Genomic DNA, 21,816 nt, shown 5'->3' on the forward strand with positions numbered 1-21,816 from the left:
TGTACAGACAATAAATATGTTTTGCTACAAAAACGATTTTCTCTATATGCTATAATATAGAAACATATAGCTATAAGGAGATGTACGAAATGATTCCAGTAACAATATTAACTGGTTTTCTTGGATCGGGGAAAACGACATTATTAAATCGTATTTTATCAGAAAATCACGGTAAGAAATTAGCGGTGATTGTAAATGAAATAGGGCAAATTGGCATTGATAATCAGTTGATTATGAATGTGGAAGAAGAAATTATGGAAATGACAAATGGCTGTTTATGCTGTACTGTACGTGAAGACTTACTTGTTGCTTTAAAACAGTTATTGGACGTAAAAGCAGAAGGGAAAATGGATTTTGATGGTTTAGTAATTGAAACGACTGGCCTTGCAAATCCAGGGCCGATTATTCAAACATTCTTTTTAGATCCAGTCATCCAATCTGCTTACCAAATTAACGGTGTTGTAACGGTGGTAGATAGTTATCATATACATAAACATTTTGAAAAAGGATTAGAAGCAAAAGAGCAAATTGCGTTTGCTGATGTCGTTTTAGTAAATAAATTAGATTTAATTGAAGAGAATGAGAAAGAAAATCTCTTGCATGAAATTCAAGGGATTAACCCGACTGCAAAGTTAATTGAGGCGACTAACTGTGAGGTAGATATACCATCTTTATTACAAATCCAAACATTTAAAACGAAAGATACGTTGCAAATTTACCCTCATAAAGAACATAACCACTTAGAAGGTGTGAAATCATTTGTATTACGTGAAGAACGTCCGCTGGATTTACAAAAGCTTAATGAGTGGATGTCAGCTGTCGTTCAAGAGCTAGGGGAATATTTATATCGTTACAAAGGAATTTTATCGATAGATGGAGTAGATAAACGTATCGTTTTCCAAGGTGTACATACGTTATTTGCTGCTTCGTACGATAGAGAGTGGCAAGAGGGAGAAGAGCGAGTAAGTGAAGTAGTTTTTATCGGAAGAGATATTAATAAAGAGTGGTTCCAAGAACATTTCGAGGAGTGTGTGAAATAAGTCTGCGTAAATTGCAGGCTTATTTTTTATGAGCATTCTATTAGATTGTAAAACAGAATTAAATAAGGGAGAGAAACTAAAAATTGATAAATGTATAATAAAAAGCCTGTTTTCACAGGCTTGTATTTTCGTCTATTAGTAACTCCATTACAACACCTACAACTGGACCTTCATCATCAATATCCCCATTTAAGCGGAAACCAAATGATTCATACAGTCCCATTGCAAGTTTGTTGTCTGGATGTAAACTTAAGTAAATTATTTTGCATTCAAATTTTTCTTGTAAGAATTGAATGAGTAAGCGAAGGAAACGTTTTGCGTATCCTTTTCCTTGATATTGTTGGTCAATCATAAAGCGATCGAGCCATACACTTTTATGTTTTACTGAATACCATCCATACATTGCGTATCCTACAAGTGTTTCTCCATCATATAAACCTACTGACGTTCCGTTTCCTTCATATAATGATTCTGCTAAAGAAAACGCGTTACTTTCAATAAATTGTTGCTGATCTTTTGCGACGTCTAAAGCAACTACTGAACGCCAATTTTTTGCTGTTACTTCACAAATGTGAAGATTCATAATTCCAACTCACCTTCTAAATTAATATAGCTTTAAAGCTAATATGGATAATTTTACTTGTTATTTTGGTCAAGTCAAGGATAAATACATAAAAAGGCAGCTGAATAACAAATTCAGCTGCCTAGAAAATATAATGGATTAGTTTGTTGCTTCTTTCAATGTGTTTATGTTTTCTTCCATTAAAGTAAAGTAATCTTTATTATTTTTTGCATCATCTTCAGAAATAGTAGCTAAGTGATTTAAGCGTAAAACTTTTGTACCAGTTTCTTTTTGAATTACGGATGCTACTTTTGGAGTAGAGAATGTTTCGAATAAAATATATTTTAGATTATGTTCTTTTACTGTTTTTGTAATGTCAGCAAGCTGCTTTTGAGATGGTTCATCAGAAGCTGAAATTCCAGCGATAGGAATTTGTTTTAGGCCGTATCGTTGTTCCCAGTAACCATAGGCAGCATGAGAAACTAAAATTTCTTTCGTTTTTGCGTTCGCTACAGCTGCCTTAAATCCATCGTCTAAATCAGTAAATTTAGTTTGAAGTGCTGCAAAGTTTTTTTCGAATTCTTGTTTATGTTCAGGTTGTAATTCTACAAGTGCATTTTTAATTTTTTCTGCCTGTTTCATTGCTAGAGTAGGATCTAACCAAACATGCGGGTCTTTATCGTGATGATGTTCATCTTCTTTATGGCCATCTCCATGATCATGATGCTCTTCTTCAGTAGAAGCACGAAGCTCAATACCTTTAGATGCATTTACAATTTTAACATTTTCTTTTTGTAATGTTTTTTCCATTTTTTCAGCAAATGGTTCTAATTCAGCGCCGTTATAAACAAATAAATCGGCTTTTGCAACTTGTACTGTTTGTTTTTGACTTGGTTCAAATGTATGTGAATCTGCACCAGGTGGGTAAATCGCTTCAACATTTACATAGTCGCCACCGATTTTCTTTGCGAAATCAGCAATTGGGAAAATCGTTGTATAAACTGTTAGCTTTCCATCTTTCTTGGCATTACTTTCTTTTTTATTTGAGCAGCCAGCGAAAATTAAGGTAAAAATAAGTAAGAATGAAAATATAGTCAATCTTTTAGGCATGAAGTTCTCCTCTTTTCTTTTTTACGGATATATTTTCCCCAATTATAGAAGAAAAATATCATTTTAATACAAAACGGAATAATTACGTTTTAGTTTGCGAACTTAGTATAATACATCTTTAATAAAGTTGCAATAAATAATAATCATTCCGATTTGTTTTTGTTATAAAGTTGTCAAATATAGGTGTATTATTTTTGCAAATGCATGCATATGTGACAACGCTGTTTTCATATATTGAAAAGGAGGTAAAGAGGGGGATGAGCGCTTGGGTTACTTAATGGAAGCTATTTTATTAATATTAGCGGTAGTATTGCCATTATCTTTCGTATTAATTTTTTTAAGAAGATTAATAAGTAATTTAGGGGACGCTACAACAATAACGAAATTACAAGAGAGAGATGAGAAGAAAGAGTGAGTAAAGCACTATGCGTACGCATAGTGTTTTACTTGTGGTAAAATAAGAGCAGGAAACTCCTAAAGGTTGTATTTTACTAAAGGAGAGAAAAGTAAAATAAGAGGTATATGCATATATGAATAAGCGAACAGCGTTAATACTTGGTGCAAGTGGTTTAGTTGGACAAGAGATAACGCGTCTATTACTTGGATCAGATTACTACGATTCGGTTACTATTTTTGTAAGAGAGCCAATGCAATTGCAACATGAGAAGTTACAGCAGAAACAAGTTGATTTTTCGGTATTAGAGGAATATAAAGAGTTCTTTGCTGTGGATGATGTTTTTAGTTGCTTAGGAACAACAATAAAAAAAGCAAAAACAAAAGCAAATTTTAAAAAAGTAGATTATGAATATACGTTACGAGCTGCGTGTTTAGCTGAAAAACAAGGGGTACAAAATTTCCTTGTCGTGTCTTCTATGGGAGCGAATCCTAAATCATTCTTCTTTTATTCACAAGTGAAAGGAAAAATGGAAGAAGAATTGCAAAAGTTAGTGATTGGTGGTATTCACATTTTTAGACCATCATTATTAGTAGGAAATCGACAAGAATTTCGTTTCGGCGAACGAATGGCTGAAAAGTTATCTCGTATTATTCCGTTTATCTTTAAAGGAGCTTTCAAAAAATATAAACCAATTTCAGCTAAAGATGTGGCGAAAGGGATGTATATAACCGCGCTGCGAGAAGAATCGGGTATCCATACTTATAATTCAAATGAAATTACAACGATAGAATAAATAAAACCGAGAAGAATGACTTCTCGGTTTTATTTATTCGTATGAATTTTTCCTGGTGCTCGCTTATATTGGTGAGGTTCTTGCAATTCAAAGCCAAGTTCATTGGCCGCTATTCTCGGAAAATACGGATTGCGAAGTAATTCACGTCCGATGAAAATTAAATCTGCTTCGTTATTATTTAAAATTTGCTCTGCTTGTACTCCGGTCGTAATCAATCCAACTGCACCAGTTGCAATGTTAGCATGCTCTTTAATATGTTTGGCATATTGTACTTGATAACCGGGATACACATCAATATGTGCTGGTACAACTGCGCCAGAACTACAATCGATTAAATCTATTCCCTGTTCTTTCATCCACTTTGTATACTGAACGTAATCTTGAACCGTTAGCCCGTCAGGATGATAATCATTTGCTGAAATACGAACGAATATTGGTCCGTCCCAAACTTCATTTATCGAGTCAATGATTTCGCGTAAGAAACGATAGCGGTTTTCAGGTGAACCACCATATTCATCAGTCCGCTTATTGGAAAGCGGAGAAAGAAATTCATTAATAAGATAACCGTGAGCACCGTGTATTTCAATAACATCAAATCCAGCTTGTTTTGATCGTACTGCAGCTTGCTGAAAAGCTAATACGGTATCTTTAATTTGGTGTTTGCTCATTTCTATTGGCATTTTCATTGTTTCATTAAATGGAATGGCTGAAGGAGCTAACGCATCTGTTTCTAGTTCTGCTTTTCTTCCGGCGTGAGCGAGTTGAATGGCAGCTTTTGCACCATTATCATGTATAAAAGTAGTCGTTTTATGTAAGCCTTCAATTAAACTGTTATCCCAAATGCCTAAGTCTTTATTTGAAATTCGACCTTCAGGTAACACGGCTGTTGCTTCAATCATAACTAAACCAACTTGACCGGCAGCTCTTGTTCCATAATGAATGAGATGGAAATTCGTTACTTGGCCATCCCCGTTTTCCGATGAATACATGCACATAGGTGACATAACAATCCGGTTTTTTAATGTAACGTCCTTAATTGTATAAGGTGAAAAAAGTTCGGAATTCATCCAATAGCCTCCTAGATTGAATTTTCTTACATTGTATCATTCTCTTTTTTGTTTCTCTAATAAAACGCTTATACGAAAAATTTTGTATATTCGTGTTACAATGACTAATATGAACTGAATTGGAGGATGGCATATGTACCAGGCTTATTATGAAAGCGAAGTAGGTTTGCTTGAAATTACAGCGAATCAAGAAGGAATTACGTCTGTTATATTTGTTGATGAACGACAAGAAGAAAATAAAAATGAAATGATAGAACAATGTATAAATGAGTTAGATGAATATTTTAAAGGGAAAAGAAAAGAGTTTACGGTCCCGCTGTCTGCGGAGGGAACAGCATTTCAAAAAAATGTATGGGATGCACTTTATACTATTCCGTACGGCGTAAGTGCTTCATATTTAGATATTGCAGAGAAAGTTGGAAATACAAAAGCTGTACGGGCAATAGGAGGGGCAAATAGTCGGAATCCAATTTCAATAATTGTTCCATGTCACCGTGTAATAGGGAAGAGTGGAAAGCTTGTTGGATATGCTGGTGGTTTATGGAGGAAAGAGTGGTTATTAAAACACGAAGGTATTTTGAAATGACGTATGGATGGGAAGAGGGATTGTTTTGAAATGTATAAATTGTGGGCAACCTTGCGAGGAGGAACAGTTAAATTGTGCAAGTTGTCAGCGAAACTTGGATAATGAACAAGATGAAGGTAGCTCGTTAATAGATAAAGAACTAGAAGTATATGTAGGGAGACAATATCCGTATTACAAAAGGAAATGGGAGCTTGAGAATAAGCGGATTGCTAGGTGGAGCTGGAATGGTTGGGCTGCTATTTTCAATATAGGCTGGCTAGGATATCGTAAGTATTATGTACCAGCTGCTTTATTTATGTTGTTATTAGTAGCGTGTGATGCATTTTCGTATTATATGGGATTTAATGTAGCGTTGCCAATCATTAATATGGTGCCTCTTACGTTTTTATTACTCATTTTTATTCTGTTTGGAATGGGGATTTTTGCAAATGGATTGTACTATCAATTTGCGGAAAGACGTATATACCGAATAAAAGCAAGAGAAATAAAAGATAAATCAGTTGAAAACTATCTAATCAATGATAGCGGCGGAACGAGCAAAATGGGAGCGACAATCGTTACTATTTTAGCAGTTGCTAGCATATTTTTTAGTCATTTCTTTTTTCCGACTGATCGAGACGTTATTCAAAAGGTTCGTACAAGTTCGCTTTATGAATATCCTTTCTTTTCAATAGGTGAATCTTTCGAAAATTATTTTCAAAATTCAGGTTGGATATATTATCGTGGAACGGAAGGGTTAGAATTAGTAGAATTCCAAGGATATAACACCGGAACGCCAAGACAAAAGGTGAAGATTCAATTTGTTGTCGATTATAAATTAGGTGAAGTGGAACCATACTCACTTATGGTTAATGGTGAATCTAAAACTGAAGAAGAGTTTTTGAAGCTGATGGAAGAAATATTTAAAGTTCAAAATCCATTTGATATAGAGGATGGATTACAAGTAAATGCTATTCAAGAAAGCGGCTGGAAAGAAATTTCCGATCGCTTTTTTCTATGTTTGTTAAAATAAATATTTAAAATAATCAGAATCTTTTGTATAATAAAATATATTATATAGTATTTAACTTATACATATAGATTGGGGGAAGGAAGAATGAAGAGAAAGACAACAACAATTGCTGCACTTGCGTTAACGACGAGTGTATTGGTTGCAGGGTGTGGGAATGGTGAGAAGGCTTCGACAACGAAGAAAGAATCGAATAAGGGAATGGCAGATAAACAAGTTTTAAATTTGCTAGAAACAGCTGAAATTCCTTCAATGGATACGTCTAAATCAACGGATTCTGTATCTTTCCGTGTATTTGTAAATGCAATGGAAGGTTTATATCGTCTAGATAAAGATAATAAACCAACACCAGGTATGGCAAAAGATGTGAAGATTAGTGAAGATAAAAAGACATATACATTTGAATTACGTGATGCGAAATGGTCAAATGGTGATCCAGTTCGAGCACAAGATTTTGTATATGCATGGCAACGTACATTAGACAAAGCAATAGCGGCAGAATATGCATTCATTTTATTTGATGTAAAAAATGCACAGAAAGTAAATAAAGGTGAATTACCAGCAGATCAATTGGGTGTTAAAGCGAAGGATGATAAAACGTTGGTAGTAGAATTAGAGCAACCAGCACCTTATTTTCTTGAGCTTACGTCGTTCCCTACATTTTTCCCATTAAATGAAAAATATGTGAAAGAGCAAGGAGATAAATACGGATTAGAAGCAGATAAATTAGTATATAATGGACCATTTACAATGAGTCAATGGAAACATGAACAAAATTATCAGTTAAAGAAAAATCCTAATTATTGGGATAAAGATACTGTAAAGTTAGACGAAATTAATGTAAGTATTGTGAAGGAAACAAGCACGGGAGTAAATTTATATGATAGTGATCAAGCAGATCGAGTTATTTTAACTTCTGAATTTGTTGATAAATATAAAAAGAATAAACCAGATGAATTTAAAACGAAGTTAGATCCACGCATATATTTCTTACGTTTTAACCAAAAAAATGCAACATTTAAAAACCAAAAAGTACGTGAAGCGATTGATTTAGCATACGATAAAAAAGGAATTGCTGATGTCATTTTAAATGACGGTTCATTGCCAGCATATTTCTTAGTACCTGAAAAATTCACGACAGGTCCGGATGGAAAAGATTTTCGCTCTGTAAATAAAAACTTCCGTGATAGTAAAGATAATGCAGAGAAAGCAAAAAAATTATGGGAAGAAGCGAAGAAAGAGCTTGGTCAAGATACAATTACGGTTGAATTACTAAACGATGATAACGGTAGCCGTAAAAAAGTGGGCGACTTTATTAAGGAAGAACTAGAGAAAAACTTGCCTGGTATTAAAGTGAATTTGAAACAGCAACCATACAAGCAGAAGCTAGATTTAGAAAAGAAATTCCAATATGAATTCTCATTATCTGCATGGAGCCCTGATTATCCGGATCCGATGACTTATATTGATATGTTTGTTACTGGAAGCTCATTTAATGAAATGGATTATTCTAATCCGAAGTATGATGATTTAGTAGCGAAATCAAAAGGAGAGCTATTAAAAGATGATAAAGCACGCTGGAATGCACTTGCGGAAGCTGAAAAAATCTTAATTGGTCAAGACGCAGCAATTTCTCCTACGTACCAACAAAGTACAGCGTATTTAGAGAAGCCGTTTGTAAAAGGCATTGCTAACCATACGTTTGGCGGGGACTTCAGTTATAAATGGGCATATATTACAAAAAAATAGTATAATAAAAGATGAGTGAATTTTCGCTCATCTTTTATTTGTATAAGGAGGAATTATAGTTGTTAAGGGGAATCAATCATATTTGTTTTTCGGTATCTAATTTAGAAAACTCTATTATGTTTTATGAAAAAGTATTAGAAGGAGAATTATTAGTTAAAGGAAGAAAATTGGCTTATTTTAACATATGTGGAGTATGGATAGCGCTTAATGAAGAGACGCATATTCCGAGAAATGAGATTCATCAATCGTATACGCACATTGCATTTTCTGTTGAACAAGAAGACTTTAAATGTCTAATACAGCGATTAGAAGAAAATGATGTTCATATTTTACAAGGAAGAGAACGTGATGTAAGAGATTGCGAATCTATATACTTTGTTGATCCTGACGGTCATAAATTTGAATTTCACTCTGGGACACTGCAAGACCGTTTAAATTATTATAGAGATGAGAAACCTCATATGACATTTTATTAGGGAGGGATAGTATTTGCATGCACTTGTAATTGGTGGAACAGGAATGCTAAAGAAAGTTTCTATGTGGCTTTGTGAGAAAGGATTTTATGTTTCTATTATCGGGCGAGATGAAGTGAAATTAGAAAATGTTAAGCGAATGAGTTCTGTACCAGAAAATATTACATGCCTTTCGTTAGATTATCATAATGATGAAGATGTAAAGCTAGCTATTAAAAGTACAATTAAGAAAAATGGCCCGATCACATTAGTTGTTGCATGGGTACACAAAAGTGCAAAGCATGCACTATCAAATATTTGTAAAGAACTAGATTTGTCGTCTAAAACATATAGTTTATTTCATATTTTAGGTAGTAAAGCATCACGTATGCCTGCACAAAAAATAGGGAGTACGCGATGTATTTATCATAGAATTATTTTAGGTTTTATTTTAGAAGATACATATGGAAGATGGCTTACTCATGAAGAGATAGCTGATGGAGTTATAAAAGGGATTGAAAGTAAACGAGCAGAGTGGATTGTAGGGAGAGTTGAATCGTGGGAATTACGACCAAAATGGTGAGGGGGAGTAAGAAATGAAAACAACTATATATGTAACAAGGCATGGTGAAACAGAGTGGAATGTAGCGAAACGAATGCAAGGGCGGAAAAATTCTGCCTTAACTGAAAATGGTATAGTTCAGGCGAAACAATTAGGGAATCGAATGAAAGATTTACCAATCCATGCGATCTATAGTAGTCCGAGCGAAAGAACACTTCATACGGCAGAGTTAATAAAAGGGGAACGTGATATACCCATTATAGCGGATGAACATTTCTATGAGATCAACATGGGTATATGGGAAGGACAAACAATCGGGGATATAGAAAAGCAATTTCCAGAAGAAGTACATCTGTTTTGGAATGAGCCACATCTTTTTCAGTCAACATCAGGCGAAAATTTTGAGGCCGTTTATGAAAGAGTAATTGAAGGAATACGGCTTCTTTTAGAAAAGCATAAAGGACAAAACATATTGATTGTTTCTCATGCGGCAGCAGCAAAATTACTTGTAGGACATTTTGCGGGAATTGAAATAGAAAATGTATGGGATGATCCATTTATGCATAGTGCCAGTTTGAGCATAATAGAATTTGAAGAGGGTAATGGTAAAGTGAAACAATTTGCAGATATAAGTCACTTTCAATAAATGTAAAAAAGGCCGCAAAACGGCCTTTTTTTGGTGGTATAAAAACTAGCAGTTACGTTTTTTATACCAGAAGTGATCGAATTTCTTATTTTTGCAAGATGGGAATTTATGTCCGCCTTTGCAATCATTCCATTTGTGTCCGCTATCGTGACAGTCTTTACCATGATCACATGAATCATCGCAAGAGTGACCGTGTCTGTTAGGGAAGAATTCGCATTTTTTACAGAAACTTCGTTTTGTCCAGAAAAATTTCTTTTCAAAGCGTATGCATTTTGTAATGAATGTACAATGTTTTCTGCGAGTACGCTTTGTAACTAATACGCATTCTTTTCTACGCGTTACTTTCGTAACGAACGTCCATTTTTGAACACGTACACGTGTACATTTCGTAACAAATGTCCATTTTTTTACATGCGTACATTTTGTAACGAACGTACAATGTTTCACGCGAGTACATCTTGTTCTTGGACATTTACCCCCAGTTGTACATTTACATCCAGTTGTACAATGATGATGAGTGAATTTATCATCATCGCACTCAAAAGTACTTGGATCTTGGTGTAAGAAATCCTCCATCCCAGCACTTTTGATTTCTTCAACAGCTTTTCTAATATCACGTTTCATAGAAATCCTCCTTATCATGTATTAAAGTGAAAAGGTATTCTTTTTCCTTAACATGATATGTATGTAGGCATCTTTCTGAACAGGACAAGAGTGTAATTTTATATAAATAGATGATTGCGGATGTATGGACAAGATAAGGCGCATACATTGAATGAAGAGAACTGAGAAGGGATGAGAAAATATGTTACCTTCATATGATTTTTTTGTTCATCCAATGTACTTAGTGGAATTAAAAAAGGACATTTGGTCAGATAGTCCAGTGCCAGCAAAATTAACTTATGGAAAAAAGAAATATGACATTGATATCGTATACCGAGGAGCTCATATTCGCGAATTTGAGAAAAAGTCTTATCATGTTATGTTTTATAAGCCTAAAAAATTTCAAGGTGCGAAAGAGTTTCATTTGAATTCGGAGTTTATGGATCCGTCTCTCATAAGAAATAAATTATCTTTAGATTTTTTTCATGATATTGGTGTACTTTCGCCAAAATCACAACATGTATTTATAAAAATTAATGGTCAAATTCAAGGTGTGTACTTACAGTTAGAATCGGTTGATGAAAATTTTTTAAAAAATAGAGGATTACCGAGTGGTTCTATTTATTATGCGATAGATGATGATGCGAATTTTTCATTAATGAGTGAACGAGATAAAGATGTTAAGACAGAGCTCTTTGCGGGTTATGAATTTAAATATTCGAATAAAAATAGTGAAGAACAGCTGAGTGAATTTGTATTTCAAGCGAATACTTTGACGAGGGAAGCCTATGAAAAAGAGATTGGGAAGTTTCTACATGTAGATAAATATTTACGATGGTTAGCAGGAGTTATTTTTACGCAAAACTTTGATGGTTTTGTTCATAATTATGCACTATATCATAACGATGAAACAAATTTATTCGAAGTTATACCGTGGGATTATGATGCGACTTGGGGGCGAGATGTACAAGGGAGACCGCTTAATCATGAATATATTCGCATTCAAGGTTATAATACGTTGAGTGCAAGATTGCTAGACATACCTGTATTTAGAAAGCAGTATCGAAGTATTTTAGAAGAAATATTAGAAGATCAATTTACAGTTTCGTTTATGAGGCCGAAAGTAGAAGGGTTGTGTGAATTGATTCGTCCATATTTACTACAAGATCCATACATGAAAGAAAAATTAGAAACATTTGATCAAGAGGCTGATATGATTTATGAATATATAAATAAAAGAAGAAAGTATATACAAGACCACTTACATGAATTGGATTAATTTTGAAAGAGATTGAGACGTTATCAATCTCTTTTTTTTGTATAATAAAGATGTATCAATGAAAATGAAGTAATATATTTGATAGAGAATGGGGATGCGGATATATGACGATTAAATGGATTGATTGGGTAAAACAAATACAATCTATAGCTCAAGCGGGTTTAACGTATTCTAAGGATGTGTATGATATTGAGCGTTTCCAGCAATTACGAGATATTTCTATTTCAATGATGTCACATTACACGAAAACAGATTGGGAAGTCGTAGAGAAATTATTTGCAAGTGAGACAGGCTATCAAACACCTAAAGTTGATATAAGAGCGGTTGTTTTTCAAAATGAAAAGTTATTATTTGTGAAAGAAAAAAGCGATGGGAAATGGGCATTGCCAGGTGGATGGGCTGATGTCGGTTATACGCCAACCGAAGTTGCAGCAAAAGAAGTTTTCGAAGAGACTGGTTATGAGGTAGATCATTTTAAGTTACTAGCTATATTTGATAAAGAAAAACATCAACCATCTCCATCGGCGACGCATGTATATAAGATTTTCATTGGATGTGAGATTATTGGTGGAGAAAAGAAAACTAGCATTGAAACAGAAGAGGTGGAGTTTTTTGGTGAAAATGAATTGCCTAATTTATCAATTGCTAGAAATACAGAAGACCAAATTAAAGAGATGTTTGCCTACATGAAAGACCCGCAGAAAGAGAAATTAATAGATTAATCCTGCTTGAATTGTACATATTGTTAAAATGAAGATATTGGCAGATTGCAGCCTTTATGTAATAATGGGATGGTATGTGAAGAAAAAAGGAGATAAAAAAGAACATGTTAGCAAACATAATAGATCAGTTATTGCAATTTTTTGCAAGCTTAGGTTACTTTGGAGTAGCTCTTGCTTTAATGATTGAAGTAATCCCGAGTGAAATTGTACTTTCGTATGCTGGCTTTTTAGTAGCGAATGGTAAAATTAGTTTTGTGGGTGCAGTTATCGCCGGAACGATTGGTGGTACTTTAGCGCAAATCTTTTTATACTGGCTTGGATACTACGGAGGGCGTCCGGTTGTAGAGAAATATGGGAAATATCTACTTATTAATAAACATCATTTAGACATAGCGGAAGGTTGGTTTAAGCGTTATGGAGCAGGCGTAATATTTTCTGCGCGCTTTATCCCAGTAGTACGTCATGCAATCTCTATTCCAGCAGGACTAGCTAAGATGCCATTAAAACTATTTACACTTTATACGGTTGTAGCGATCATTCCATGGTCAATTCTATTTATATACTTAGGTGAAAAACTTGGTGGGAATTGGCGACAAATTAAAGAGTATGCATCTGATTACACACATTACATAATTATAGGAGCTGTTCTTTTTATTGCTCTATACTTTGGTTTAAAGTATTTCAAAAAGAAAAAAGCAGCGCGTTAAAGTCAATGATAATTCATTGGCTTTTTTTGTTTGTTTCGGTTCTAAAGAAAAGGAGTTGTCCATAATGTGTAATAATAAAGCGTAGCGGAGGAATGTGATGAAAGGGTCACCGTTTATACGTGGAACGATATTTTTAACGATGGCAACGATGATATCAAAAATGTTAGGGTTTATATATGTTATACCATTTACAGCGATGGTCGGTACGAGTGGTTACGTTCTATACACATATGCATACCGTCCTTATACCATCATGCTCAGCATAGCAACAATGGGATTACCGCTAGCTGTTTCAAAGATGGTATCAAAATATGATCAACTGAATGATTATCATACGGTTAAGAGAGTGTTGAAAAGTGGAATCGTGTTTATGTTTATAATGGGAGTCATTTCGTGTTTTACGTTATATATGCTAGCTCCGCATTTAGCTAAACTTGTCATCGATGGGAATGATCAAACGGGGAATAGTGTAGGAGCGGTTACTACTAATATTCGAATTGTAAGTTTTGCGTTAATACTTGTGCCAGTAATGAGTTTATTAAGGGGCTTCTTTCAAGGATTTCAATCGATGGGGCCTTCTGCATTAAGTGTAGTTGTAGAGCAATTTTTTCGGGTTTTAACCATTTTAATAGGAAGCTTTGTCGTTTTATATGTTTTAAAAGCTTCTGTTTCGCTAGCAGTTGGTATTTCAACGTTCGGTGCCTTTATGGGAGCTGTAGGTGGATTAACTGTTTTAAGTGCGTATTATATGAGAAGGAGAAGGCACTTAAAGAAAAAAGAAATGGCAAGTATACCACAAACAACGAAATCTTTTTTCTCGCTTTATAAGGAGCTCTTTACATATTCTATTCCTTTTGTTGTAGTAGGCTTAGCAATTCCGTTGTATCAGACGATTGATACATTTACAATTAATAAACTACTTATACAGATAGGGTATATGCAAGGCGAAGCGGAAAAAATTAATGCGATAATTGGTCTTGTTCAAATGGTTGTGCTTATCCCGGTATCCGTTGCGACAGCTTTTAGTATGTCTCTCGTACCAGAGATGACGAAAGCTTATACAGCAGGAAATACGAAGCTATTGTACAAACATTTTACGAGAACAAATGTATTAGTAGTAGCGATTACGGTACCGGCGGCAATTGGAATGATGGTGTTAGCCAAGCCTGTATATACCCTTTTATTTGGTGCTGGAAATGATCCAGAGATGGGGAGAATCATTTTACAGTATTATGCTCCTGCTTGCATACTATTTTCTCTTTTTACAGTAACGGCTGCTATGCTACAAGGAATCAATCAACAGCAGAAGACGGTGCTAGGACTAGTGATTGGAATTATTGTGAAGATAGTTTTAAATATTGTATTGCTTCCGTATTTCGATTATGTAAGTTTTATCATTTCAACATACGCGGGCTATACGATTTCAGTCGGGTTTAACTTGTGGATGCTTTCTAAATATGTTATAAAGGCAACATAAGCTTTTAAGGCAGAGAGCACTCTGTCTTTTTCTATGTTTATCCCGCTCTAACGGGCAGTAAGATCCTCATCTCAAAATTCAGCGAAAGAAAAGAAGTTTGGTTGGGGGCGGGCAGCCCGTAAAAGTCCGATTGGTGAGGGCTGAAAATCAGTGGGGGGATGAAGCCCCCACTGATTAAAGTTTCACTTTATAATATTTTTCTTATAAAAACGTTTTCAAAATAATTTTTCTATTGAAATTTAAACGTATGTTTCATATGCTGAGAATGGCGGTTTAAAAACTGTGATTTAAGAGAGGTAGATTCCTACATGTAAAAAGAATCGGGGTGATAGTATGTTAAATATATATTTAACAGACCGAAACGGAAAACTACAAGAGATTGAGGAAATGCAAAAGGGGTGCTGGATTAATGTACTTCATCCAACAGAAGAAGAAATTCAATATCTAGTACAAACTTTAAATGTAGACTTAGATTTCATTAAAGACCCTTTGGATGATGAAGAACGCTCTCGTATTGAAAAGGAAGACAATAATACTTTAATTATCGTCGATATTCCGACAGTTAGACATGACGAAGAAGGAAATTCGATTTATGACACGATTCCAATAGGTATGATTGTGATGCCGGATTGTTTTGTTACAATCTGCTTAGAAGAGAATCCAATTTTTGAACGTTTTATTAATCAACGTATTAAAGAATTTTATACGTTTAAGAAGACGCGCTTTGCACTTCAGCTCTTATATACGATTTCTACTTATTATTTAAGATACTTAAAGCAAATAAATCGAAAAACAATTGATTTAGAGCATCAATTAAATCAGTCAATGAAAAATAAAGAGATTTTCACATTGTTAGGCCTTGAGAAAAGTTTAGTATACTTTACAACGTCATTAAAGGCTAATAAAATTGTAATTCAAAAGTTAATGCGTAATAGTACATTTTTAAAAATGTATGAAGACGATCAAGATTTATTAGAAGATGTATTAATTGAAAATAAACAGGCTATTGAAATGGCGGAAATATATAGTCACATTTTAAGTGGAATGATGAATACTTTTAGCTCTGTTATATCAAATAATTTAAATAGTGTTATGAAACTGTTAACGTCAATTACAATCATTTTATCTTTACCGACGATGGTTTCTAGTTTCTTTGGAATGAACGTAAAGGTTCCGTTTGAAGGGGAAGCCCACGGTTTTGTAATTGTACTCATCATATGTGTAACACTATCTTTCACGTTAGCTTTTGTTTTTTGGAAGAAACGTTACTTTTAACGATAAGAAAGCTGCTCTAGCATAGTTATACAACTACGCTAGAGCAGCTTTTTTGCTATGAAATCTCAAATTTTGAATAGAATATAACTTGTACAATGTAATGTATATAAAGGGTATGTATTCCATATAAGCCTTGTTCAATTAATGAAATGGGGTTAAAATTACATATTGTTAATGAAAAGTTGGAGGAAATACATCATGGAATTGTTTCAATTACCGAAAGCATTCCTGCAAATGAATACAATTTTTATCTCCATATTGATCGAAGCACTTCCTTTTGTGCTCATTGGTGTATTTATTTCAGGATTCATTCAAATGTTCGTGACAGAAGATATGGTGGCAAAATGGATGCCGAAGAACCGATTTCTGTCTGTTTTATTAGCTACTTTTTTAGGTATGTTGTTTCCAGGTTGTGAATGTGGAATTGTTCCGATTGTAAGACGATTAATTGGAAAAGGCGTTCCACCATACGCAGGGATTGCATTTATGTTAACTGGACCTATTATTAATCCAGTTGTATTATTTGCTACTTATGTTGCCTTTGGGAGTAGTATGCACATGGTATGGTATCGTTCTATTGTAGCGATTATCGTAGCCATTATCGTTGGAATTATATTATCCTTTATGTTTAAAGAACATCAATTAAGAGATGATCACTTCCCAGAAGTGAATAATAAGCGTCCACTGCGTAAAAAAATGTGGGATGTATGTACACACGCTGTTGAGGAATTCTTCTCAATGGGAAAATATTTAGTACTAGGTGCGTTAATTGCAGCAGCAGTACAAACGTTTGTACAAACTTCAACACTTCTTGCTATTGGACAAGGTCCGTTTTCTTCATCAGCTGTTATGATGGGACTTGCTTACATTTTATCACTTTGTTCAGAGGCAGATGCATTTATCGCTTCTTCGTTCCAAAGTACGTTTTCAACAGCTTCACTTGTCGCGTTCCTCGTTTACGGACCGATGGTGGATATTAAAAATATGTTTATGATGCTTGCGACATTTAAAACGAAATTTGTAATTGTTGTTATAGTTACAGTTACTCTTGTTGTTTATGCAAGCTCACTACTCATTTATGCGATGGGGTGGTAGGTTATGTTTCGAGCATATATATTATTAGGTTTTACAATATTAATTGCGCAGCTTCATATTTCCGGTAACATTACGAAGTATATCAATATGAAGTATGCCTATTTATCAACAACAGCAGCAATTATTTTAGGTTTCTTAACGATTGTACAAATTATCGTCGTTTTCCAAAAAGAACACCAAAAGGAAAAAGAGAAAAATGATTGTAGTTGTGACCATGGTCATTGCGGACATGATCATTCAAAAGATGAGAATACATGGTGGAAAAAAGCATTTTCGTACTCATTGTTTTGTTTTCCAATTATCTCAGGGTTATTTTTCCCAATTGCGACGCTAGATTCGGATATTGTTAAAGCGAAAGGGTTTCACTTTCCTGTTGCACAAGCAGAAAGTAAGGATCCATTTATGACAAGACAATTTCTAAGACCTGATACGAGCATTTATTACGGGAAAGAAGGATACCGCGGTGTAATGGAAAAAGGGAAGAAAGAGTTTGTTACGAAAGATAATATTAATTTGAAAGATGAAGACTTCCTAAAGGGTATGGAAACAATTTATAATTATCCTGGCGAGTTTACTGGAAAAAAATTATCTTTTAAAGGGTTTGTTTTTAGAGATGATTCTTCTAAAAAAGAACAATACTTCTTATTCCGTTTCGGTATTATACATTGCGTAGCAGATTCTGGTGTGTATGGTATGTTAGTGAAAAAGCCAGAAGGCGTAGAGTGGAATAATGATGACTGGATTCAAGTAGAAGGAGAGATAACTACTGAGTTTTATCAGCCGTTTCATGCGAATATTCCTGTATTAGAAGTAACAAAATGGAATAAAGTTGAACAGCCGAAAGAACAATATGTATTTAGAGGAGCCGATTGATAAAATCGGTTCTTTTTTGTGGACTAAAAGTTCTGAATGTTGTTAATATTAAGCGTGTAGTTCATTTAGTATAGTGATTATTGAAATATTAGGGATAGATCATTAAAGGGGTGATAACAATGACAGAAGTAAAGGGGAAAACAGCCAATGAGTCAAGGGTGTTCAAAACGAGCCGAGTCTTCCCAACAGATTTAAATGATCATAACACGCTATTTGGTGGGAAGATATTAGCGGAGATGGATATGGTTGCTTCTATTTCAGCATCCAGACATTCAAGAAAGGAATGTGTCACAGCATCTATGGACTGGGTCGATTTCTTACATCCTGTTCGTTCTTCAGATTGTGTTAGTTATGAATCTTTCGTAATTTGGACGGGAAGAACTTCGATGGAAGTGTTTGTGAAGGTAGTGGCTGAAGATTTAATTTCAGGTGAGAAGCGTATAGCGGCAACGTCATTCGTTACTTTTGTGGCACTTAGTAAGGAAAATAATCCAGTTCCTGTACCGCGTGTTATCCCTGAAACCGAAGAAGAGAAAGAATTACATCGTATTGCTGTGTTACGTGCAGAACAGCGTCATATACGTAAGGCAGAGAGTAAGAAAGTAGCCACATTGTTAACCTTTTGAGATGAATATTTAGCCATTTAAGTTACTATAGCAGTCGGAAATGGTTTTAAAATGAAAAGCGGACACCTAAAAATAGGTGTCCGCTTTTATAGTTTTTTCATCCACATATCATATGACAGTAGCTACTTAGCAGAAGCAAGCAGCACCGACGATGATTAAGAGGATAAATAATACGACTAATAGCGCAAATCCATTACCATGTGCGAAGCCCATTGTTATTTCCTCCTTTTATTTTAAGATACAACATACAATATGCAAATGAGCTATTGTTTGATATGGACATATATCATGCAATGACATATTTTCTTGAATGATAATGTAATAAAAAAGGGAAGATATAGAAATAACAGTAAGTGGAGAAAGGAATTTATCCATGAAGCACTTTTTCGCTATAATCCTTTGTTTAATAGGTGTATTCATTTGGATGAACATCGATGTGGAAATGGGGAAGGAAATGGCTAGTGAATATGAATTAGGACAAGTTCGATTAGGTGAATTTCAACTATATACGAACGGTGAAGAGTTATATAGAAAATTATTTGACGATATAAACGATGCAGAAAAGTATATATATATCCATTTTTATATTGTAGGAAAAGACGAAATAAGCCAAGAGTTTTTACAGTTATTAGAGAAAAAAGCATCTAGCGGAGTAGAAGTGAAATTGTCAGTCGATCGGGTAGGCGGATATAAGCTGAAGAAAAAGGTAATTAGCCGATTAAAAGAAAACGGTGTGAAGTTTACATTTAGTAAAAAACCGAAACTGAAAAATATGTTCTATTCTTTGCATCAACGGAATCATAGACGTATTGTTACGATAGATGGAAAGGTATCATACGTTGGTGGCTTTAATATCGGAAAGGAGTACCTTGGACAAAATCCAAAGTTTGGGCCATGGCGTGATTATCACGTGCGTATCCATGGTGAGGGTGCAGCGGATATGGAAAGAAAGTTCGCCGAAGATTGGAAAGAAGATACAGGAGAAAAAATGCCTATACATGAAAGTATACCTACATTAGGGAATATAAAATATCAATATTTATTTTCAAATGGAAAAGGCTTATGGGAAAAGTATGGGGCACTTTTAAAAAAAGCTAAAAAGTCTTTAATTATAGCTACACCATATTTTGTACCAAGTAAAGAAATGGTGAAAGAGTTAAAAGCTGCATTAAATCGTGGTGTTAATGTGAAAATTCTCGTGCCATTTAAAAGTGATGCCATATTGTTAAAACAAGCTGCCTATCCATATTTGAAAGATATGTTACATGCTGGAGCGGAGATTTATCAATATCGAAATGGATTTTTTCATGGGAAAGTAACAATCATAGATGGAGAAATTGTTGATATTGGGACAGCAAATTTTGATAATAGAAGTTTTTATTTAAATTGCGAGTCTAACTGTATCATATATGATAAAACAGTTGTTGATGAAGTATGGAGTCGATTACAGGTAGACTTTCATAAATCAAAACGATTTTCTGAAGAAGATTTTGAGGAAATTAGTAGATGGGATTGGTTTTTAGCAAGAATAGCGAATGTTTTAGCATCATATTTATAGTATATGGACAAAAGAGAAGGGAGGCGCTTTAATGGACTGTATGAAAGAATTAATGAGATATAGTTATATGCTAATATACAAGGTTGGAGAGTATGCTGGAAAGGTCAGAGACGAAGAATTAAAAAATCTATTACAGCACCATTTACCATATATGTTACAAGCATATAATGAACAAGTAAATTTTCAAGAAGGAGAGAATGTGCAGCATATAACCTGTGAAACAACGGAGTTTGATTTGCATGAAATGGAAAAGGAAACAGTTAGTAAATATACAGGGGATATTCATATTGCAATCAGTTATATTGCGCACTTGAAACGATTAGCTTTAAAGTTTGCTCAAGTTGCAGTGGAAGTTGCTAATCCAGAGTTTCGCTCATTTTTGGAAAATTGTTTCCTGAAAATGAACCGTTACGCTTATAGTGTGTGGCAATATGTTATGAAGAAGGAATATAAGATTACACATCTATATGAAAATGAAAAGTTTGCATGAGAAACTAAGGCGAAATGGTATGCGCCTTAGTTTTTTTACGTCCATTGAGAGAAAAAACTAGTTTTATTGTGTATCGATTGGAAATGAAATAAAATCAGGTTTTGTTATCAGAAAATTTACAAAAATTTACCGTATATTTACTGTTTTTCAATCTCTCCTTTAAAAATAGAGAGTAATATGAGGTTGTACATATTCTATCACAAGGAGGAAACGCAAATGAATAAATGGGTTAAATCATTAACTGCTATGGCACTTGCAAGTTCTTTATTAATGGTAGGTTGTAGTAAAGGTGAGGACAAGAAGAAAGAAGACGACAGAACAACACAACAAGAGGATAAAAAGGATAAAGAAACAAGCGGAACCGAGAAGTCTACTGATTCTAAAGAAAAGAAATAAAGTAATAATAAAGCTTCCTCTCATATATGAGGAAGCTTTTTTGTTGTAAATTTATTGAGATTATTGAAAAATAGAAAGAGAATGAAAGAGGGGGAAAACAAATGAAAGTATGTATATTGGGAGCAACAGGACGAGTAGGTTCAAACATAATTAATTTAGCATTAAAGGATTCAGCTGAAGTGAATGCATTAGCGCGTGATTTAAATAGAATAGAAATACAACATGAAAGGCTACGAGTGATAGAAGGTAATGTATTGAACGAAAATGATATAAAGAAAGTGATAGAAGGAAGCGATATAGTAATTAGTGCACTTGGAACGGATCAAAATGGAACATTAGGGAAGAGTATGCCACAAATCATTAAGCAAATGGAAGAAGAAGGGGTTCGTAGAATCATAACAATAGGAACAGCTGGTATTTTACAAGCAAGAACAAATCTAAATTTATATCGTTTTCAATCAACGGAATCAAAAAGGAAAACGACAACGGCAGCGGAAGATCATTTGGCTGCATATAAAGTACTAAGTAATAGTAATAATTTATGTTGGACAGTTGTTTGTCCGACACATTTAATAGATGGTGAGGCGACAGAGGTATATCGAACTGAAAAAGATATATTGCCAGAGGGTGGATCAAAAATTACAGTGGGTGATACAGCACACTTTGCATGGGATCTATGTAAGAAAAACATATATGAAAATAGTCGAGTAGGTATTGCATATTAAAAAACCATCCCGAAGTC

The 21,816-nt window shown here is 34.3% G+C and carries 26 protein-coding genes; 21 read left to right on the plus strand and 5 right to left on the minus strand.

From position 1 onward, the window contains the following. Positions 1 to 89 precede the first annotated feature (89 nt). Positions 90 to 1,040: a CobW family GTP-binding protein gene (locus tag MHB52_RS10410; protein ID WP_000613422.1), complete on the plus strand. Its 951-nt coding sequence runs from the start codon at positions 90 to 92 to the stop codon at positions 1,038 to 1,040. A gap of 112 nt (positions 1,041 to 1,152) precedes the next feature. Here MHB52_RS10410 and MHB52_RS10415 read toward each other — a convergent pair whose 3' ends face one another. Then, the gene (locus MHB52_RS10415; protein ID WP_001048677.1) at positions 1,153 to 1,623 is read right to left on the minus strand and encodes a GNAT family N-acetyltransferase; all 471 of its coding nucleotides are present in this window, start codon (positions 1,621 to 1,623) and stop codon (positions 1,153 to 1,155) included. 138 nt (positions 1,624 to 1,761) lie between these two features. After that, positions 1,762 to 2,712, minus strand: a complete 951-nt coding sequence (locus MHB52_RS10420; protein ID WP_016117645.1) for a metal ABC transporter substrate-binding protein — start codon at positions 2,710 to 2,712, stop codon at positions 1,762 to 1,764. A gap of 265 nt (positions 2,713 to 2,977) precedes the next feature. Between MHB52_RS10420 and MHB52_RS10425 the strand changes: the two genes are divergently transcribed. Beyond that, positions 2,978 to 3,127 carry a hypothetical protein gene (locus tag MHB52_RS10425; protein WP_000540932.1) on the plus strand — a complete coding sequence of 50 codons (150 nt, stop codon included), beginning with the start codon at positions 2,978 to 2,980 and terminating at the stop codon, positions 3,125 to 3,127. A 115-nt stretch (positions 3,128 to 3,242) separates the two neighbouring features. Then, a complete protein-coding gene (locus tag MHB52_RS10430) occupies positions 3,243 to 3,902 on the plus strand; it encodes an oxidoreductase (protein ID WP_001042740.1) in 660 nt (219 codons plus the stop codon). Positions 3,903 to 3,931: 29 nt separating this feature from the next. Here the strand turns inward: MHB52_RS10430 and namA are convergent, their stop codons facing one another. Continuing rightward, positions 3,932 to 4,969, minus strand: coding sequence for an NADPH dehydrogenase NamA (gene namA / locus MHB52_RS10435; protein ID WP_001083646.1), 1,038 nt, complete (start codon positions 4,967 to 4,969; stop codon positions 3,932 to 3,934). 133 nt (positions 4,970 to 5,102) lie between these two features. Here namA and MHB52_RS10440 point away from each other — a divergent pair, with 133 nt between their 5' ends. The 6 genes from MHB52_RS10440 to MHB52_RS10465 all read left to right on the plus strand — a co-directional run bounded on the left by MHB52_RS10440 (position 5,103) and on the right by MHB52_RS10465 (position 9,973). Further along, the gene (locus tag MHB52_RS10440; RefSeq protein ID WP_000283913.1) at positions 5,103 to 5,555 is read left to right on the plus strand and encodes a methylated-DNA--[protein]-cysteine S-methyltransferase; all 453 of its coding nucleotides are present in this window, start codon (positions 5,103 to 5,105) and stop codon (positions 5,553 to 5,555) included. Between the two features lie 7 nt (positions 5,556 to 5,562). Continuing rightward, positions 5,563 to 6,567: a DUF2628 domain-containing protein gene (locus tag MHB52_RS10445; protein WP_074625995.1), complete on the plus strand. Its 1,005-nt coding sequence runs from the start codon at positions 5,563 to 5,565 to the stop codon at positions 6,565 to 6,567. Positions 6,568 to 6,651: 84 nt separating this feature from the next. Next, positions 6,652 to 8,313, plus strand: coding sequence for a peptide ABC transporter substrate-binding protein (locus MHB52_RS10450; protein ID WP_000824273.1), 1,662 nt, complete (start codon positions 6,652 to 6,654; stop codon positions 8,311 to 8,313). A gap of 59 nt (positions 8,314 to 8,372) precedes the next feature. Then, positions 8,373 to 8,789 carry a FosBx1 family fosfomycin resistance bacillithiol transferase gene (fosB, locus tag MHB52_RS10455; protein ID WP_000943769.1) on the plus strand — a complete coding sequence of 139 codons (417 nt, stop codon included), beginning with the start codon at positions 8,373 to 8,375 and terminating at the stop codon, positions 8,787 to 8,789. Positions 8,790 to 8,802: 13 nt separating this feature from the next. Then, positions 8,803 to 9,348, plus strand: a complete 546-nt coding sequence (locus tag MHB52_RS10460) for a short-chain dehydrogenase (protein ID WP_061663507.1) — start codon at positions 8,803 to 8,805, stop codon at positions 9,346 to 9,348. 13 nt (positions 9,349 to 9,361) lie between these two features. After that, positions 9,362 to 9,973, plus strand: coding sequence for a phosphoserine phosphatase 1 (locus MHB52_RS10465; RefSeq protein WP_061663508.1), 612 nt, complete (start codon positions 9,362 to 9,364; stop codon positions 9,971 to 9,973). 45 nt (positions 9,974 to 10,018) lie between these two features. Here the strand turns inward: MHB52_RS10465 and exsB are convergent, their stop codons facing one another. Continuing rightward, positions 10,019 to 10,597 (minus strand): exosporium protein ExsB, encoded by a 579-nt coding sequence (exsB, locus tag MHB52_RS10470; RefSeq protein WP_000817498.1) that lies wholly within the window; start codon positions 10,595 to 10,597, stop codon positions 10,019 to 10,021. 181 nt (positions 10,598 to 10,778) lie between these two features. Between exsB and cotH the strand changes: the two genes are divergently transcribed. From cotH to MHB52_RS10510, 8 genes are all read left to right on the plus strand, one after another. After that, on the plus strand, positions 10,779 to 11,855 hold the full coding sequence (gene cotH / locus MHB52_RS10475; protein WP_000937999.1) for a spore coat protein CotH: 1,077 nt from the start codon (positions 10,779 to 10,781) through the stop codon (positions 11,853 to 11,855). A 104-nt stretch (positions 11,856 to 11,959) separates the two neighbouring features. Further along, on the plus strand, positions 11,960 to 12,577 hold the full coding sequence (locus MHB52_RS10480) for an NUDIX hydrolase N-terminal domain-containing protein (RefSeq protein WP_000153584.1): 618 nt from the start codon (positions 11,960 to 11,962) through the stop codon (positions 12,575 to 12,577). Positions 12,578 to 12,681: 104 nt separating this feature from the next. Beyond that, on the plus strand, positions 12,682 to 13,284 hold the full coding sequence (locus MHB52_RS10485) for a DedA family protein (protein ID WP_000880691.1): 603 nt from the start codon (positions 12,682 to 12,684) through the stop codon (positions 13,282 to 13,284). A 97-nt stretch (positions 13,285 to 13,381) separates the two neighbouring features. Next, a complete protein-coding gene (locus tag MHB52_RS10490; RefSeq protein WP_000678847.1) occupies positions 13,382 to 14,761 on the plus strand; it encodes a putative polysaccharide biosynthesis protein in 1,380 nt (459 codons plus the stop codon). Between the two features lie 333 nt (positions 14,762 to 15,094). Next, entirely contained in the window at positions 15,095 to 16,036 is a 942-nt protein-coding gene (locus MHB52_RS10495; RefSeq protein WP_000932389.1) for a magnesium transporter CorA family protein, read from the plus strand. Between the two features lie 198 nt (positions 16,037 to 16,234). After that, complete coding sequence (locus MHB52_RS10500) at positions 16,235 to 17,131, plus strand: permease (RefSeq protein ID WP_000418716.1); 897 nt, start codon at positions 16,235 to 16,237, stop codon at positions 17,129 to 17,131. Between the two features lie 3 nt (positions 17,132 to 17,134). Continuing rightward, complete coding sequence (locus MHB52_RS10505; RefSeq protein WP_000488057.1) at positions 17,135 to 18,004, plus strand: TIGR03943 family putative permease subunit; 870 nt, start codon at positions 17,135 to 17,137, stop codon at positions 18,002 to 18,004. A gap of 119 nt (positions 18,005 to 18,123) precedes the next feature. Further along, entirely contained in the window at positions 18,124 to 18,630 is a 507-nt protein-coding gene (locus tag MHB52_RS10510; RefSeq protein ID WP_000141164.1) for an acyl-CoA thioesterase, read from the plus strand. A gap of 126 nt (positions 18,631 to 18,756) precedes the next feature. Here the strand turns inward: MHB52_RS10510 and MHB52_RS10515 are convergent, their stop codons facing one another. Further along, on the minus strand, positions 18,757 to 18,843 hold the full coding sequence (locus MHB52_RS10515) for a YjcZ family sporulation protein (RefSeq protein WP_000505094.1): 87 nt from the start codon (positions 18,841 to 18,843) through the stop codon (positions 18,757 to 18,759). A gap of 160 nt (positions 18,844 to 19,003) precedes the next feature. On the opposite strand from MHB52_RS10515, the gene cls reads away from it, so the two are divergent. The 4 genes from cls (at position 19,004) to MHB52_RS10535 (ending at position 21,799) form a co-directional block, all read left to right on the plus strand. Continuing rightward, positions 19,004 to 20,188, plus strand: coding sequence for a cardiolipin synthase (gene cls / locus MHB52_RS10520; RefSeq protein ID WP_061663509.1), 1,185 nt, complete (start codon positions 19,004 to 19,006; stop codon positions 20,186 to 20,188). A gap of 31 nt (positions 20,189 to 20,219) precedes the next feature. Next, positions 20,220 to 20,678, plus strand: a complete 459-nt coding sequence (locus MHB52_RS10525; protein ID WP_000340540.1) for a spore coat protein — start codon at positions 20,220 to 20,222, stop codon at positions 20,676 to 20,678. A 216-nt stretch (positions 20,679 to 20,894) separates the two neighbouring features. Further along, positions 20,895 to 21,074: a hypothetical protein gene (locus MHB52_RS10530; RefSeq protein ID WP_061663510.1), complete on the plus strand. Its 180-nt coding sequence runs from the start codon at positions 20,895 to 20,897 to the stop codon at positions 21,072 to 21,074. 101 nt (positions 21,075 to 21,175) lie between these two features. Further along, complete coding sequence (locus MHB52_RS10535) at positions 21,176 to 21,799, plus strand: NAD(P)-dependent oxidoreductase (protein WP_000861639.1); 624 nt, start codon at positions 21,176 to 21,178, stop codon at positions 21,797 to 21,799. Positions 21,800 to 21,816 lie beyond the last annotated feature (17 nt).

This window comes from Bacillus sp. FSL K6-0073 (assembly GCF_038006085.1).
Taxonomy (GTDB): Bacteria; Bacillota; Bacilli; order Bacillales; family Bacillaceae_G; genus Bacillus_A; species Bacillus_A cereus.